Raw genomic sequence first — 15,765 nt, forward strand, 5'->3', positions numbered from 1 at the left:
CGTTTTCACGTAATATGAAAACGTTTTCTCGCCCAGCCACGTCATGAACAACAAAAATCGGTCAATTCCGAATGGAGACTGCATGAAACCTACCGCCACCCAGGCGTTTCGCCGCGCTCGCGCCCCAATCCAACTTGCCATCCTGACCTTGCTCGCGGGTATCAGCGCGGCGCACGCCCAGGATGTGGCGCAAGCCCCGGCAGCACCTGCGGTCAGCAAGAGCGTCGCCAGCGCCGACTCGAACGTGATTCCCGAAGTCGTCGTCACCGCGACCAAGCGTTCGACCCCGCTGCAAAAAACCCCGATCGCGATCACCGCCATCAACGCCGCTTCGCTGCAGGACAACCATGTCCAGACCATCCAGGACGTGGTCAACTTGGTGCCGGGCTTCCAGGCCACCGGCCAGGGCGACCACGGCGTGATCACCATGACCCTGCGCGGCATCGGCAATGACAGCGCCAAGACCGAATACGCCGATCCGGAAGTGGCCACCTTCGTCGACGGCATCTACTCGCCGCGTCCGGAAGGCGCCACCTCGCTGCTGTTCGACTTGGAAGCGATCGAAGTGCTGCGCGGCCCGCAGGGCACACTGTGGGGACGCAACTCCACCGTCGGCGCGGTCAACATGCAGACCACCAAGCCGGTCATCGGCGAACGCTCGGGCAGTTTCGAAGCCGGCATGGGCGACTACAAGCGCCTCGGTACGCGCGGCGCGGTCAACATCCCGCTGAGCGACACCGCGGCCCTGCGCGTCTCCGCCGTGCACGAGCAGCACGAAGGCTACATCGATTACCAGAAGCTGCCGGCCATCCCATTGGCCGACCAGCGCGCCGCCTTCAAGGCCGGCGGCGGCAAGGATGCCGATTTCCGTCCGATCAATCCAAACCTGTTCGTCGCCGGCGGCCCGAAATACGGCGCCCAGGACCAGACCGCGGTGCGCCTGTCGCTGTTGTGGAACATCGCGCCTTCGCTCAAGTGGAACGTCTCCTACGAAAAATTCGCCGACCGCGGCACCCCGAGCATGAACTTGCTCCAGAACCCGCGCGCCGGCACCGACCTGTGGTCGACCCTGGCCGACGTGGCCCCGTCCCTCAAGCGCGATACCGATGCGATCCGCTCGCGCCTGGAATACACGATCAACGATTCGATGGCGCTGCACTACATCGCCGGCGTATCGCGTTTTTCCGGTTCGTCCACCTTCGACCAGGACGGCGGCGCCGCCGTACCGACCAGCTTTGCCACTGGCGCGACCTACCAGGCCAACAACACGGTCTCGTCGAACTACAAGAACCATAGCCACGAACTGGAACTGCAGTCGCTCGGCAAGCACGATATCGACTGGCAGCTCGGCCTGTACTACGCGGCTGAAAAAAATGACATCCGCTTCGACATCCCGATCTTCAACGGCACCCAGGAAGGCACCGTCGGCTGGCAGGGTTCCTTCATCCAGCCGAAGGAAACCGTCGCATCGAGCGCCGCCTTCGGCCAGGCCACCTGGAACGCCAGCGAGAGCCTGCACGTGACCGGCGGCCTGCGCTACACCAAGGACAAGCGCACCAACGTCGGCGGCAACGGCTACACCTGGAACTACGACAAGGACGTGGCCCAGGTGCCGCTGTCCACATCGATCGATCCGCGCATTCCTGGCCAGGGTTACAGCCCTGGCGTACCATCGAACGATGGCGTCTACCACGGCAGCAAGGTCACCGGCCTGGTGCGCGTGAACTATGAGCTGGACCGCAGCAACATGGTCTACGCCAGCGTCGCCACCGGCTACAAGTCGGGCGGCCTGCAGGATGGCGGCCGTCCGTACGGCGCCGAAACCCTGACCAACTACGAAATCGGCAGCAAGAGCACCTTCTTCGGCGGCACGGTCAAGATGAACAATGCGCTGTACTACTCGAACTTCAAGGACTTCCAGTTCAGCGCCCCGATCACCAATCCGGACGGCACCCGCGGCCTGGCCACCAACAACGCCGAAGGCGCCAAGGTGTCTGGCGTGGAGTCGGAAATCGCGGCCAAGATCACGCGCGACGACAAGCTGCAACTGACCCTGGCCTACACCCGCGCCAAGCTGGGTAAGTTGGTCGGCGGCACCAACGATTACAGCTTGCCGAAGTGCGCCATCCCGGGCATCAGCACCTGCCTGGACGTGACCGGCAACACCATGCCGCACGCGCCGAAGTTCTCGCTGCAGCTGCAGTACCAGCACAACTTCGAACTGGCCGGCGGCGCCACCCTGGTGCCGCGCATCTCGACCCACTACGAAACCGCGTCCTGGCTGAGCGTTTTCAACCTGGGCGAGGGCGACCGCCAGAAGGCGTATGTACGCACCGACCTTGGCCTGCGCTACACGGCCAACAAGTGGTGGGTCGATGCCTTCGTGCGCAACGTGGCCGACAAAAACATCAAGACCAGCGCCGGCAATTCCTTCGGCCCGTACATGGCGCAGTACCTGCCGCCGCGTACCGTCGGCTTTAACACCGGCGTCGACTTCTAAGTAGCGCCAACCCGTCCGCTTCCCGCGGGAAGCGGACCGCGGCGCGGCGTGCCTGCAAGGGCGCCGCGCGTCCCGTCATTGCCCCACCGATATCGAGCTCTACAATGAACCAATCCAATCACTACCCTACCGACTTTACGTGGGGAGTCGCGACCAGCGCTTTCCAGATCGAGGGCGGCGCTAGCGCTGATGGCAAGGGGCCGTCGATCTGGGACACCTTCTGCCTGAACCCGAACAACATCAAGGACAAGAGCGACGGCACCGTCGCCTGCGACCATTACAACCGCTATCGCGAAGACGTCGGCCTGATTTCCTCGCTGGGCGTGGACGCCTACCGCTTCTCGATGGCCTGGGCGCGGGTCCAGCCGAGCGGCAAGGGCGCCTGGAACGAGGCCGGCTTCGGTTTCTACGACCGCCTGCTCGACGAACTGGCGGCGAAAGAGATCAAGGCGCACCTGACCCTGTATCACTGGGACCTGCCGCAAGGCTTGCAGGACGACGGCGGCTGGCTCAATCGCGACACCGCGCATCGCTTCGCCGACTACGCGCACGAAGTGGCGCGCCGTTTCGGCAACCGCATCGCGGCCATCGCCACCCACAACGAGCCATGGTGCAGCGCCAACCTCGGTTACGGCAATGCGCAGTTCGCGCCCGGCGTGGCGGACGCCAAACAGGCGATCCAGGTTTCGCACCACCTGCTGCTCTCGCACGGCCTGGCGATGGCGTCGATGCGCGCCGCCGCCAGCTCGGCCCAGCTGGGCATTGTGCTGAACCAGTGGACGGCCGATCCGGCCACCGATTCCGAGGCTGACCGCGCCATGGCGGAACTGGAGTACGCGCGTTCGGTGCAGTGGTTCATGGACCCGATCTTCAAGGGCCGCTATCCGGAACTGGCGCTGCGCGCGCATGGCGAGAACGCGCCGGTGGTGCACGACGGCGACCTGGCCGCCATCGCCCAGCCGATCGACTTCCTCGGCGTGAATTACTACTTCCGTTCCTTCTGCAGCGCCGAAACACCGCCGCGCACGCCGCCCGGCAAGCTCGGTTTCACCGACATGGGCTGGGAGATTTACCCGCAGGGCTTGACCGAACTGCTGGTCAAACTCAATGCCGAATACATGCTGCCGCCGGTGTACATCACCGAAAACGGCATGGCCAATCCGGATTCGGTCAGCGACGGCAAGGTGGCCGACCCGGAACGCATCGCCTATGTGCAGATGCACCTGGACGCGCTCAAGGCGGCCATGGAGCAGGGCGTCGACGTGCGCGGCTACTTCCTCTGGAGTTTGCTCGACAACTTCGAATGGAACTCCGGCTACGCCAAGCGCTTCGGCATCGTCCACGTCGATTACGAGACGCAGGAGCGTACGCTCAAGGACAGCGCCATCTGGTACCGCGATTTCCTGTCCGCCCAGCGCCAGCGCTGATCGACTGTTCTTCCACTGGAGGCAACATGGTTTATGATTCCTATGCCGATGGCGCGCGCCTGCTGGCCGACATCGGCGGCACCAACGCGCGCTTCGCGCTCGAACACGGCGCCGGGCGGGTGGGCGACGTGCACACCTTGGCCTGCGCCGACTACGCGTACTTCGACGACGCGGTACGCGCCTATTTAAACAGGCTGCCGGCGCGGCGCGTGCGCCACGCGGTGATCGCGATCGCCAATCCGGTCGACGGCGACGCCGTCAAGATGACCAATCACCACTGGGCGTTTTCGATCGCCGCCTCGCGCCAGGCGCTTGGCCTCGACACCCTGCTGGTGGTGAATGACTTCGCCGCGCTGGCGATGGCGCTGCCGGCCCTGGGACCATCGGACCTGGACCAGATCGGCGGCGGAAAGGCCGTCGCCAGCGGCGTGATCGGCCTGGTGGGCGCCGGCACGGGCCTTGGCGTGGCAGGCCTGGTGCCGGTCGACGGGCGCTGGGTGGCGGTGCAGAGCGAAGGCGGCCACGTCGCCTTTTCGCCGTTCGACGAACGCGAAGTGGCGGTCCTGCAGCATTGCTGGCAGCGTTACGAGCACGTCTCGGCCGAGCGCATCGTCTCCGGACCGGGCATCGTGCTCATTCGCGAAGCGCTGGCCGCCCGGTCCGGCCTGCAAGTCGACGCAAGCCTGTCCACGGCGGACATCGTCGAACGCGGCCTGGCCGGCAGCGATCCGCTATGCCGTGAAACGCTGGACTGCTTTTCGGGTATGCTGGGCACCGTCGCGGCCAACCTGGCGGTCACCTTGTCCGCGCGCGGCGGCCTGTATATTGGCGGCGGTGTGGTGCCGCGCCTGGGCGCATATTTCGCCCAGTCGCCGTTCCGGGCGCGCTTCGAGAACAAGGGACGCTTTTCCGCCTTCACCGCGCGCATTCCGACCCTGGTGATCACGGCGTCGTATCCGGCCATGCTGGGCGCGGCGGCGATCTTGTCGGAGCACCTGGCCGACCTGGCGCCAATCGGTGCCGGCTCGCGCGCCGTGGCGCCGGCGTCCCTGCCGCTGCCTCCTCTTGAAATGGAAAACGATCATGCACGCTTCTAAGCCGTCCGTCTCGCCCCTGCTGTGGGTGCCGACCGGTTACTTCACCATGGCGCTCGGGTACGTGATGCTGACCTCCGTCACCGCCATCATGTTCAAGAATCTGGGCATGGACAACGGCAAGGCGGCCGAGTATTCGAGCCTGCTGATCTTCGCCTACACGGCCAAGCCGCTGTTCGCTCCCTTCGTCGAAATGTACCGCACCAAGAAATTCTTCGTGCTGTGCGCGCAGACCCTGATCGGTCTCGGTTTCGTCGGCATCGCGCTGGCCATGGCGCTGCCGAACTACATGCCGATCCTGATGGCGCTGTTCTGGGGCCTGTCCTTCGTCGGCGCGACCCAGGACATCGCCAGCGACGGCGTGTACGTCACCTCGCTCGATTCGCGCGCGCAGTCGCTGTATTGCGGGATCCAGAGCCTGAGCTGGAATGTCGGTCCGATCGTCGCCTCCGGCGGCATGGTGTACCTGAGCGGCTGGCTGCACGTGAACATGTTCCATCACGACGCCGCCGTGTTCGGCCCGGAGTGGATCGACGCCTGGCGCATCATCTTCTTCCTGGTGGGCGGACTGACCGTGCTGATGGCGCTCTGGCATGCGCGCTTCATGCCCGACGGCGCGCGCGCCGAAAACACGCCGGCCAATGTCAAGGCGGCCGGCCGCATCCTGATGGATTCCTTCGTCACCCTGTTCCAGAAGCGCGGCATATGGCGCATGATCGCGTTTGCGTTCCTGTTCCGCCTCAGTATCGGCTTCCTTGAAAAAATCGGTCCCTTCTTCATGGTCGATCCGGCCGGCAAGGGTGGATTGGGGCTGACCAACGAGAAGCTGGGCGTCATCTACGGCACCTACGGCTTGGCCGCGGTGCTGCTCGGGTCCCTGCTCGGCGGCTGGTACGTGGCCAAGAACGGCTTGAAGTCGACCTTGTTCGTGCTGTGCTGCGCGGTCAATATCCCGAACGTGACGTTCCTGATCATGGCCATCTACCTGCCATCGAGCCTGTATCTGATCACGGCCGGCGTGATGATCGAGAAGTTCTTCTTCGGTTTCGGCGCGGTCGGTTTCATGATCTACCTGATGCAGCAGCTCGCGCCGGGCAAGTACACCACCACCCACTACGCCTTCGGCACCGGCATCATGGGCCTGTGCGGCCTGGTGACGGGCGCAATCAGCGGCCACCTGCAAGTGTCGATGGGCTACGTCAGCTACTTCATCTTTGTGATGGTCGCTACCATCCCGTCGTTCATCGCCACCTGGTTCGCGCCGTTCTACATCGATGAAGCGGCCGGCGACGATGCGAACGCCACGCAGGCGGTAGCGGCATGAGGCGCGCGCCGGCCTGCCTGTTCCCGCTCCTGCTGGCGGCCGGCGCCCACGCCGGCGCCGCACCCGCCCTTGGGGAAATCCGGGTCAACCAGCTCGGCTTCCTGCCGCAGGCGCACAAGGTGGCCGTGCTGCCGGCCGGCGCCGCCGGCGAGGTCGAGGTGATCGACGCCGCCAGCGGCGCGGTCGCCTGGCGTGGGCGCGCCGGTCCCGCCGCGGCCTGGCGCGAGTCGGGCGAAACGGTCATGCTGGCCGATTTTTCGGCCTTGACGCGGCCAGGCGCATACCGCATCCGCGCCGCCGGCGCCGCGCCCTCCGCGCCGTTCGGCGTGCGGGCCGGCGCGTACGCGGACCTGAACCGCGCCGCGCTCAAGGCGTTTTACTTCAACCGCGCCGGCATCGCGCTCGATCCTGCCCACGCCGGCGTGTATGCGCGCGCGGCCGGGCATCCCGACACGCACGTGCTGGTGCACGCGTCGGCCGCATCGAAGGCGCGCCCGGAAGGCACCGTCATTTCCAGTCCCAAGGGCTGGTACGACGCTGGCGACTACAACAAGTACATCGTCAATTCGGGGATTTCGACCTACACCTTGCTGGCCGCGTTCGAGCATTTTCCCGACTATTTCGCACGCCAGCGCAACGGCATTCCGGAAAGCGGCAATGCGCTGCCGGACATCCTCGACGAGGCGCTGTGGAACCTGGAATGGATGCTGTCCATGCAGGACCCGAATGACGGCGGGGTGTACAACAAGCTGACCAACCAGAACTTCGACGGCATGGTCATGCCGGACAAAGCCAGCGGCACGCCGCGCTACGTGGTGCAAAAGGGGACCGCCGCGGCGCTCGATTTCGCCGCCACCATGGCGACCGCCAGCCGGATCATGAAGGCGTACGAGCAGCAGCGCCCCGGCCTGTCGGCCCGCATGCTGGCCGCGGCCGAAGCGGCGTGGGAATGGGCGCGCGTCAACCCCGCCGTGGTATTTCGCAATCCGCCCGGCGTGGTGACCGGCGAATACGGCGATGCGGTTTTCGACGATGAATTCGCGTGGGCCGCGGCCGAACTGTATATCAGCAGCGGCAAGGACAGCTACTACGCGGCGATGAAGCCGGCCGCCGTGACGGCCACCGTGCCGGAATGGGCCGATGTGCGCGGCCTGGCCTGGATCTCGCTCGCGCACCACCGCAAGAGTCTCAGTGCGGTGGCCGACCAGCGCCTGATCGCGGAGCGCATCGACGGCCTGGCGGCGGCGCTGGCCACCACATGGCGCGCCTCGGCTTACGGCGTGCCGATGCAGGGGACCGATTTCGTCTGGGGCAGCAATGCGGTAGCGCTGAACCAGTCGATGATGCTGCTGCAGGCGTACCGTCTGAATGGCAAGCGCGATTACCTCGACGCGGCGCAGGCGGGCCTCGATTATGTGTTGGGGCGTAACGCTACCGGGAATTCCTTCGTGACCGGCTTCGGTGCGCGCAGGGTGCTGCATCCGCACCACCGGCCTTCGGTGGCCGACCAGGTGGCCGCGCCCGTGCCGGGCTTTCTGGTTGGCGGGCCGCACGCGGGCCAGCAGGACAAGGGCGACTGCAAGGCGCCATATCCGTCGGCGCTGCCGGCGCTGTCGTATCTCGACGACGACTGCAGCTACGCCAGCAACGAGGTGGCGATCAACTGGAATGCGCCGCTGGTGTATGTGTCGGCGGCGCTCGACGTGCTGGGGGGAGCCGCGCCTTGAGACGGGAAGATCCCTACCTGCTGCTGGCGATGCTGGTGCGCCAGGAGCAGCTGCTCCAGTTCGAATTTTTCAACAGCGACATCGCGCTGGAGATCGGCCTGCGGCTGGTGCGGGCGGCGCGCGAGGCGCGCCAGGCGATCACGGTGGATATCACCCGGCATGGACAGCGTCTGTTCTATCACGCCATGAGCGGAACGCCAGCGGACCACGCGCACTGGATCTGGCGCAAGAGTAACCTGGTCAAGCGCACCGGGCACAGCTCCCTGCATGTGCATACGCAGGTGTCGCTGGGCGGGGGCGCTATCCACGCCATTGCCACGCTCGACCCGCGCGAATTCGCGGCGCTGGGCGGCGCGTTTCCGCTGACGGTACGCGGCAGCGGCGTGACCGGCACCATCACCGTGGCCGGGCTGCCGGGCGCCGACGATCACGCGCTGGTGGTGCGCGTGCTGAAGGACTATCTCAAGATCGGCGAGACCTTGTAGCGCAGCGGGTATTTGATAATACTGCCGCAGACCGCAGACCGCAGACCGCAGACCGCAGACCGCAGACCGCAGACCGCAGACCGCAGACCGCAGAGTCGTCGTCCCCGCCTTCGCGGGGACGACGGGGGGCTTCGCGGGGAGTCGTTTCTACCAGTGGCAGGAACGACGGCTATTCGGGCTGGGGTTCAAGGCAGATCGGCGGTCTCGCTACTCAAACGTCACACTGCGCTGCTGCGCGTGGCTTTGCATGGCCATGCGGATGATCTTGATCACCGCCAGGCCTTCGCGCGCCGTCACCGGCAGGCTTTTGCCATGGACGATGGCGTCGCACACGCGCCGATAGTATTCCTGGTAGCAGCCGGGCAGCGATTGCGCCTTGCCGGTCACCGTCAGCCCACCCTTCACGAAACTGATTTGCGCGTGCTGCGACTCCGCTTCCACCCCCCAGCCATGCGCGCAGGGACGCGCGCCGCGCATCAGCGCCGCTTCCTGCGGGTCCATCCCATGCTTGACGAAACTGCCGGTGTCGCCATGCACGATGAAGCGCGGCCCGGCCTGCAGCACCAGCGAGGACGCGTGCAGGATCACGCGGCGCGCGCCGTAGCGCATGGTCAAATGAAAATAGTCGTCGGCGGCGTCGCTGCCGCTGTCCGTGCTGCGCTGCACGCCCATGTCGCAGTTGACGCAATCCGGATTGCCGAACAAGACCAGCGCCTGGTCGATCAGGTGCGCGCCCAGGTCGTACAGGATGCCGGACCCCGGCAAATCCTGTTCGCGCCAGCGTCCGCGCACGGTGGGGCGGTAGCGGTCGAAATGGGCTTCATAGGTGTTGATCGGCCCGAGCAGGCCCGCTTCGATGGTCTGGCGCAGGGTCAGAAAATCGCTGTCCCAGCGCCGGTTGTGGAATACGCTCAGGTGCAGCTGCCGCTGTTCGGCCAGCGCGATCAGGTCGGCGCCTTCGTCGACCGTGATGGTGAACGGTTTTTCCACCACCACGTGCTTGCCGGCCAGCAGCGCCTGCCTGGCCAACGGCGCATGGCTCGTGTTGGCGGTGGCGACCACCACCAAGTCGACCTCGCCGGAATCGATCAGGGCTGCCGGGTCGGCCACCACCCGCACCTCCGGAAAGTCGCGCAACACGCGCTCGCCCTGGCTGGAGCAGACCCGGGTCAGGCGCAAGCCCGGCACCGATGCAATCAGCGGCGCCTGGAAAGTGGCACCGGAAAAGCCGTAGCCGATCAGCCCGACCCGAACTTCGCGCGGCGTCTCCATCTACGCTTGCTGCCAGGCGGCGAAGGCGTCGACCAGGCCGGCCCCGGTGGCGCCGTCGATGCCCGGTCCGGCCAGGATACCCTTGCCTTCCGGGTCGCTGGCCGGGCTGGCCGAGCCGTCGCGCACGTCGATCGCGGTGCGCACCAGCAAGGCCTTGATCTCGGCTGGTGTGAGCTTGGGATTCTTCTGCAGCAGCAGGGCGCACACGGCCGCGATTTGCGGCGCCGAGGCCGAGGTGCCGCTGAACACGGCCCAGCCGTCGCCGGCGGTGGTGCCGTCATGCGCGGCGTTGCCGGTATCGATCTCGGCACCGGGCGGGACCGGCAGCATGATGTAGTCGGCGTTCGGCAGCATGCCGACCAGGCCGCACACATCGGGCACGTGACGGCCGGAATAGATGCCGCTGGTAAAAGCCGACGCGTAGTCGGAGGCTTTCATGGCGCCATTTTCCGCCACGAAGGTGCCGCCGACGCACAGCACTTCCGGCATCGAGGCCGGGAAGGCATAGTGGCCGTTTCCGGCGGAAAACACCACCACGATGCCGCTGGCAATCGCCGCCTGGATTTCCGCTTCCAGCGGTTTCAAGCCGTTCGGCAATTCTTTTAGTTCGGATACGCCGTCGTCGTCGCGCAAGTCGTAGCACATGCTCACCGTGATCACGTGCGGCTTGTGCTTGAGCGCTTCCTGGAAGCCTTCGAGAATGCTGGCGCCGCCGTTCGGGTCGGCATCGTTGCCCAGCTTGACGCCGATGAAGGTTACTTTCGGCGCCACCGCGAACACGTTGGCCGACTCGCCCGTGCCGTGGCTGCCCGGATCGGTGCGGCGGTTGGTGGCCGAGGGCGCCAGCACGATCGAGGACGTGAAGCCGTTGCGCGTGAAGAAGGGATGCGAATGGTCGAAGCCGGTATCGATCATGGCCACCCGGATGCCTTCGCCGTGGTGGCGTTCCTTATGGATATGGGTCGCGTTGAGCTTGGCCGGCACATCCTTGAGCACGTCGAGGTGGTAATAGCCGACCGCCGGCGGGCGCGCGCTGACCCCCGAGTCGGCCAGGTAGATGTGGGGCCACTGGATATAGGCGTCGTCGATCAGCGCGGACAGGGCGGGATCGGGATGCCAGGGGGCACCCTTGGCCGGATAAAACACGCGGTCGCTCGCATAGCCTTGCTTCTGGCTCAGGTTGAACGGGGTCAGGCGCGTGCCGAAGGTTTCCTCGAACTGGGCGACCGTGCCGCGCACCGAGACCGTCATGCGCCCGCGTCCGGACACGGTGAAGCCGCGCTGGCGCAGCGCCTCGATGGCCGTTTCCATCTCGCCCGGGGCCGGCTCGAAGCTGAGAATGCTGCGCGAGGACAGGCGCGCCGCCAGCTTGGTCGGGCCGGCGCTGGCGCGGCCCTTGAAGGTGACGGCGATGCGCAGCTGGGCGTCGGGCGGCGCAGACTCGTTCAGGGCAGGGCGGGGCTGGCTGGGTTTGAAAGGCTGCATGGATTCCCCCTAGGTAAGTTGGCTGGTCGCCACGTGGCGCGGGGCGATGGTAATCAGGCTGACGGCGTGTTGCAGATCCGCCGGAATGGCGAGTGCCGGTGTGGATGTTACATCGGAAGCGAAGCCGGCTCTTACATTTGGAATTGGTCCGAATAAATTTTCTGCCTCGGCCAGGGAGGTTTCCGCCGAGATGGTCGCCATGCCGCAGGCGGTCACGCGCAGGCCGTGCGCCTCAAGCAAGGCGCACAGGGCGGGGTCGTCGATGCGATCGCGGGAGGGATCGCGCAGCACGAGCTGGAGCTTGATCATGACGGTGCGGACGGAGGGACCTTGATGTCATGATAGTAAGGCTTTGCGGAAATCTTTGCCGGACAGATGCTATCGTGCGCGCCCGCCTCAAGCCCCGCCGGCGTAGCCGTTCTGGCGCCACGCTTCAAACACCACCACCGCCACCGTGTTCGACAGATTCAGGCTGCGGTTGTCGGGGCGCATCGGCAGGCGGATGCGTTGTGCTTCGGGAAAAGATTCGCGCAGTGCTTGTGCCAGGCCGCGCGTTTCGGCGCCGAACACGAAGACGTCGCCGGGCAAGAACCTGGCGTCGGCGAACGGCGACGAGCCGTGCGTGGTCAGCGCGAACATGCGCGCCGGGTCGGGCCGGCATGCGTCGAGGTAGGCTTCCCAGTTCTTGTGGACCTGCATGGTGGCGTAATCGTGGTAGTCGAGTCCGGCTCGCTTCATCTTTGCATCGTCGAGCGGGAAACCGAGCGGCTCGATCAGGTGCAGCTGGGCGCCCGTGTTGGCGCACAGGCGGATGATATTGCCGGTGTTCGGCGGGATTTCGGGTTCTACCAGTACGACGTGGAACAAGTCATTCTCCTTTTGTAAAGTCAGGGCGGCGGCGTGCGCGCAAACACCAGGTTGCTCACGCGCGCGGCGCCGAAGCGCTTGAGGGTGGCCGCCAGCGCATTCAAGGTGTGGCCGCTGGTCATGACATCGTCGACCACGCCGATGTGGCGTCCGCGCACCCGCGCCAGCATGTCGGGCGCCACCAAAAATGCGTGGCGCATGTTTTTCTTGCGTTCTTGCGCCGTCGCGCCCGATTGCGCCGGCGTGTCGATCCGGCGCAAGGCCAGCCGCGGGTGCAGGGCGATGCCCAGCAGCGCCGACAGCGGCCGGGCGATTTCGAGCGCCTGGTTGTAGCCGCGCTCGCTCAGCCGCGCCGGGCCCAGCGGAACCGGACACAGCAGCTCCGGCAAGGCGAAGCCTGGTGTGGCCAGCACCGCCTCGCGCAGGGCACGCGCGCACCAGGGCGCCAGCGCGAGGGCGCCGCCGAACTTGAGCCGCAGCACCAGCTGGTCGAGCGGACTGGCGTAGCCGCCCGCGGCCACGGTGGCGTCGTAGGCGGGGGCGTCGGCCAGGCAGGCGCCGCAGCGCATGCCCGTGTCGGCGGCGCCTAGCGGATTGGCGCAGCAGCGGCAGCGCGCGCCGCGAGCGGTCAGGAACTGTTGCGTGCAAGCCTGGCATACGGGCGATCCGGACGCGCCGGTGCCGCCCGCGCACAGCGCACATGCCGACGGCAGCAGTGCATCGGCCAGGCCGCCCAGCGCACTGGCGACCCTGGGTCCGAGCCGCGCCTGCGCCCGGCCGCTCATCGCACCTGGCCCTGGCGGTAGCGCAGCGCGGCCAACGCAAGCAGGGCCAGCCCGAGCATGGCCAGTGCCGCCACGGCCGCGATCAGCAGGCCGAGCACCACGATGCCGAACGCCAGGCCGCCAAAGGCGAGCACGGCCGCTGCCACGGCGGCACATGCCAGGAGCGCGAACGAGAGGAGAATAAATGCCATGGCAGCAAACGAAAGGACGGCAAACGGTTACACTGCCCGCATTATCTCATCTCCACCGCTCATTTCACCGCCCATGACTACTCCCGATACCCTGAGCGCGCCGATCGACCTGGCGCGCGTGCGTTCCCTGTTCTCGCGTCCGCAACGGATGGAACGGTCCGACTTCCTGCGGCGCGAGATCGCCGCCCGCATGCACGAGCGCCTGATGCTGGTCAAGGTGGCGCCCAAACGCGTGCTCGACGCCGGCTGTGGCAGCGGCGCCGACCTGGCCTTGTTGCAAAAAGATTATCCCGCCGCCCACATCGTCGGCCTCGATGCCGCGGCCGCCATGATCGAGGCGGCCAAAACGCCGGCCTCGGCCCTCAAGTCGCTCAACCAGATGCTCAGCCGCCTGTTGCCGGGCAAGGCCGGGGTCGACCTGCTGTGCGGCGATTTCGGCAGTTTGCCGTTCGGGGCGAACTCGGTCGACCTGGTGTGGTCCAACCTGGCCTTGCACTGGCATCCCCAGCCCGACCGCGTGTTCGCGGAATGGCGCCGGGTGCTGCGCCAGGATGGCTTGCTGATGTTTTCCAATTTCGGTCCGGATACCTTGCGCGAGCTGCGCAGCGCCTTCGCCGAGGCCGACGCGGCGCCGCACGTGCTGCCTTTTGTCGACATGCACGATTTCGGCGACCAGCTGGTGGCGGCCGGGTTTTCCACCCCGGTGATGGACATGGAAGTGATCACGGTCACCTACGACACGGCGCAGGCCCTGCTGGCCGACGCCCGCGCGCTGGGCGGCAATCCGCTGGCCACGCGCGGACGCGGCCTGCTCGGACGCGCGGCCTGGCAGCGCATGCTGGCGGCGCTGGAACGGCAGCGCCGCGCCGACGGCAAACTGGGCTTGACCTTCGAGGTGATCTACGGCCACGCCTTCCGGCCGGCACCGAGGGTGACGGCCGCCGGCGAGGCGATCATCCGCTTCGAACCGCGCAAGGGGCGTTGACGACCTACGCGCTTTTCGCCACGGGCGGGCCGCGCCGGGCCGCCCGCTTGTACCCGCCATGGTACAGAACGGCCGTGAAAGCGGGGCAAACAAGGGGGAGCTGACCCGTTACGGGAGGATTTTCCCTTGATGACGTTGGGCATACTTGAGTATAATCAAGGACTAATTTTATCGGCTGTGTTGATTTCTCTTGGAAACACCAAGGAATATTCAGCGGTGCAGCAGTCGAAAGCGATAGCAAGTCAACGTTCATCAGTGTGCTTTGTTCACCTATGGCCGATGTCAGGGTTCCAGTCGGGTCCGCCGTGCCGTGAGCGCGCCGGGACGGTATGGGCCCTTTTTGTGCGATGGTTTCGGAGCGCCGGTATCCGATCAGGATGCTTCGGCGTAGAAAAATATTTTTATTTTTGGGTGGTTGGGGAAAACATGACATATGCAAAGCGACTTCAGGCCTTGATGTTCGGTCTGGCAATTTCGGCCAGCATCCCTGCGCTGGCTGCACCGGTGGAGGGACGCCCGGTTGAATACCAGCTGAACCTGCAAATGCCAGTGACGAAGATTGCGACGGAAATCAACGACCTGCACACCTGGATGATGATCGTCTGCATGGTGATCTTCGTCGCGGTGTTCGGCGTGATGTTCTATTCGGTCTTCAAGCACCGCCGTTCGCTGGGCCACAAGCCAGCCACCTTCCACGAATCGACCGCTGTCGAGATCGCCTGGACCGTCGTGCCTTTCCTGATCGTCATCGTGATGGCGCTGCCGGCGACCAAGACCGTGGTGGCGATGAAAGACACCTCCAATGCCGACATCACCATCAAGGCCACCGGCATGCAGTGGAAATGGGGCTACGATTACCTCAAGGGCGAGGGCGAAGGCATTTCCTTCCTGTCGAACCTGAAAACCCCGCGTTCGCAAGTCGGTTCGCCCGGCGTGGCGCCGACCGAAGCGCGCGGCGTCAACTACCTGATGGAAGTCGACAATGAAATCTACGTGCCGGTCAACAAGAAGATCCGCATCGTCCTGACCGCCAACGACGTCATCCACGCCTGGATGATCCCGGCCTTCGGCGTCAAGCAGGATGCGATTCCCGGTTTCGTGCGCGATACCTGGTTCAAGGCCGAGCAGATCGGTACCTACCGCGGCCAGTGCGCCGAGCTGTGCGGTAAAGAACACGCCTTCATGCCGATCGTGGTCAATGTCGTCTCCGACGCCGACTACACCAAGTGGGTCGACGGCGAGAAAAAGAAAATGGCTGCCCTGGCCGACGATCCATCGAAAGTGTGGACCATCGACGAATTGAAAGTCAAAGGCGAAAAAGTCTACGCCACCAATTGCGTGGTCTGCCACCAGGCCAACGGCAAGGGTGTTCCTGGTGCGTTCGCCGCGCTGGACGGTTCGCCCGTGGTCAATGGCCCGAAAGCGGCCCAGATCCACACTCTGCTCAACGGCCAGAAGTCGGGCAAGTTCCCGACCGAAATGCCAGCCTGGAAACAATTGTCGGATTCTGATATTGCTGCGGTGATTACCTTCACCCGCAACAACTGGTCGAACAAGGCAACGGAAAATATCGTTCAACCAGCCGAAGTCCTGGCTGCACGTAACAAGTAATCGGGAGTAAGT

The 15,765-nt window shown here is 65.5% G+C and carries 14 protein-coding genes; 8 read left to right on the top strand and 6 right to left on the bottom strand.

Annotated features, from left to right (window positions below):
• Positions 1–82 precede the first annotated feature (82 nt).
• The 6 genes from IV454_RS13670 to IV454_RS13695 all read left to right on the top strand — a co-directional run bounded on the left by IV454_RS13670 (position 83) and on the right by IV454_RS13695 (position 8,557).
• The gene (locus IV454_RS13670; RefSeq protein WP_206091889.1) at positions 83–2,500 is read left to right on the top strand and encodes a TonB-dependent receptor; all 2,418 of its coding nucleotides are present in this window, start codon (positions 83–85) and stop codon (positions 2,498–2,500) included.
• Positions 2,501–2,604: 104 nt separating this feature from the next.
• Positions 2,605–3,927, top strand: a complete 1,323-nt coding sequence (locus IV454_RS13675) for a GH1 family beta-glucosidase (RefSeq protein ID WP_206091890.1) — start codon at positions 2,605–2,607, stop codon at positions 3,925–3,927.
• 26 nt (positions 3,928–3,953) lie between these two features.
• The gene (locus tag IV454_RS13680; protein ID WP_206091891.1) at positions 3,954–5,024 is read left to right on the top strand and encodes a glucokinase; all 1,071 of its coding nucleotides are present in this window, start codon (positions 3,954–3,956) and stop codon (positions 5,022–5,024) included.
• The gene (locus tag IV454_RS13685; protein WP_206091892.1) at positions 5,011–6,345 is read left to right on the top strand and encodes an MFS transporter; all 1,335 of its coding nucleotides are present in this window, start codon (positions 5,011–5,013) and stop codon (positions 6,343–6,345) included. The genes IV454_RS13680 and IV454_RS13685 overlap by 14 nt, the downstream gene beginning before the upstream one ends.
• Entirely contained in the window at positions 6,342–8,072 is a 1,731-nt protein-coding gene (locus IV454_RS13690) for a glycoside hydrolase family 9 protein (protein WP_206091893.1), read from the top strand. Before IV454_RS13685 ends, IV454_RS13690 begins: the two co-directional genes overlap by 4 nt.
• Complete coding sequence (locus IV454_RS13695; protein WP_229522232.1) at positions 8,069–8,557, top strand: heme-degrading domain-containing protein; 489 nt, start codon at positions 8,069–8,071, stop codon at positions 8,555–8,557. Before IV454_RS13690 ends, IV454_RS13695 begins: the two co-directional genes overlap by 4 nt.
• Positions 8,558–8,764: 207 nt before the next feature.
• Here the strand turns inward: IV454_RS13695 and IV454_RS13700 are convergent, their stop codons facing one another.
• The 6 genes from IV454_RS13700 to IV454_RS13725 form a co-directional block, all read right to left on the bottom strand.
• Positions 8,765–9,829: an oxidoreductase gene (locus IV454_RS13700; protein ID WP_206091894.1), complete on the bottom strand. Its 1,065-nt coding sequence runs from the start codon at positions 9,827–9,829 to the stop codon at positions 8,765–8,767.
• Positions 9,830–11,314 carry a S8 family serine peptidase gene (locus IV454_RS13705; RefSeq protein ID WP_206091895.1) on the bottom strand — a complete coding sequence of 495 codons (1,485 nt, stop codon included), beginning with the start codon at positions 11,312–11,314 and terminating at the stop codon, positions 9,830–9,832. It abuts the gene before it with no gap.
• 9 nt (positions 11,315–11,323) lie between these two features.
• Complete coding sequence (locus tag IV454_RS13710; protein ID WP_054266405.1) at positions 11,324–11,623, bottom strand: hypothetical protein; 300 nt, start codon at positions 11,621–11,623, stop codon at positions 11,324–11,326.
• Positions 11,624–11,710: 87 nt separating this feature from the next.
• Positions 11,711–12,181 (bottom strand): tRNA (uridine(34)/cytosine(34)/5-carboxymethylaminomethyluridine(34)-2'-O)-methyltransferase TrmL, encoded by a 471-nt coding sequence (trmL, locus tag IV454_RS13715; protein WP_206091896.1) that lies wholly within the window; start codon positions 12,179–12,181, stop codon positions 11,711–11,713.
• A gap of 20 nt (positions 12,182–12,201) precedes the next feature.
• Positions 12,202–12,966: a ComF family protein gene (locus tag IV454_RS13720; protein ID WP_206091897.1), complete on the bottom strand. Its 765-nt coding sequence runs from the start codon at positions 12,964–12,966 to the stop codon at positions 12,202–12,204.
• Positions 12,963–13,157: a hypothetical protein gene (locus tag IV454_RS13725; RefSeq protein WP_206091898.1), complete on the bottom strand. Its 195-nt coding sequence runs from the start codon at positions 13,155–13,157 to the stop codon at positions 12,963–12,965. Before IV454_RS13725 ends, IV454_RS13720 begins: the two co-directional genes overlap by 4 nt.
• A 73-nt stretch (positions 13,158–13,230) precedes the next feature.
• Between IV454_RS13725 and IV454_RS13730 the strand changes: the two genes are divergently transcribed.
• Together IV454_RS13730 and coxB are read left to right on the top strand one after the other, a co-directional pair.
• Positions 13,231–14,142, top strand: a complete 912-nt coding sequence (locus tag IV454_RS13730; protein WP_206091899.1) for a methyltransferase domain-containing protein — start codon at positions 13,231–13,233, stop codon at positions 14,140–14,142.
• A 426-nt stretch (positions 14,143–14,568) separates the two neighbouring features.
• The gene (coxB, locus tag IV454_RS13735) at positions 14,569–15,753 is read left to right on the top strand and encodes a cytochrome c oxidase subunit II (RefSeq protein ID WP_206091900.1); all 1,185 of its coding nucleotides are present in this window, start codon (positions 14,569–14,571) and stop codon (positions 15,751–15,753) included.
• Positions 15,754–15,765 lie beyond the last annotated feature (12 nt).

Source organism: Massilia antarctica (assembly GCF_015689335.1).
In the GTDB taxonomy this organism is placed as follows: Bacteria; Pseudomonadota; Gammaproteobacteria; order Burkholderiales; family Burkholderiaceae_D; genus Telluria_A; species Telluria_A antarctica.

Bases quoted from the DNA above. Each gene is read 5' to 3' on its own strand.
- IV454_RS13670 (WP_206091889.1), top strand. From the start codon at position 83: ATGAAACCTACCGCCACCCAGGCGTTTCGCCGCGCTCGCGCCCCAATC.
- IV454_RS13730 (WP_206091899.1), top strand. From the start codon at position 13,231: ATGACTACTCCCGATACCCTGAGCGCGCCGATCGACCTGGCGCGCGTG.
- IV454_RS13720 (WP_206091897.1), bottom strand. From the start codon at position 12,966: ATGAGCGGCCGGGCGCAGGCGCGGCTCGGACCCAGGGTCGCCAGTGCG.
- IV454_RS13725 (WP_206091898.1), bottom strand. From the start codon at position 13,157: ATGGCATTTATTCTCCTCTCGTTCGCGCTCCTGGCATGTGCCGCCGTG.
- IV454_RS13690 (WP_206091893.1), top strand. From the start codon at position 6,342: ATGAGGCGCGCGCCGGCCTGCCTGTTCCCGCTCCTGCTGGCGGCCGGC.
- IV454_RS13700 (WP_206091894.1), bottom strand. From the start codon at position 9,829: ATGGAGACGCCGCGCGAAGTTCGGGTCGGGCTGATCGGCTACGGCTTT.
- IV454_RS13680 (WP_206091891.1), top strand. From the start codon at position 3,954: ATGGTTTATGATTCCTATGCCGATGGCGCGCGCCTGCTGGCCGACATC.
- IV454_RS13710 (WP_054266405.1), bottom strand. From the start codon at position 11,623: ATGATCAAGCTCCAGCTCGTGCTGCGCGATCCCTCCCGCGATCGCATC.
- IV454_RS13705 (WP_206091895.1), bottom strand. From the start codon at position 11,314: ATGCAGCCTTTCAAACCCAGCCAGCCCCGCCCTGCCCTGAACGAGTCT.
- IV454_RS13675 (WP_206091890.1), top strand. From the start codon at position 2,605: ATGAACCAATCCAATCACTACCCTACCGACTTTACGTGGGGAGTCGCG.
- coxB (WP_206091900.1), top strand. From the start codon at position 14,569: ATGACATATGCAAAGCGACTTCAGGCCTTGATGTTCGGTCTGGCAATT.
- IV454_RS13685 (WP_206091892.1), top strand. From the start codon at position 5,011: ATGCACGCTTCTAAGCCGTCCGTCTCGCCCCTGCTGTGGGTGCCGACC.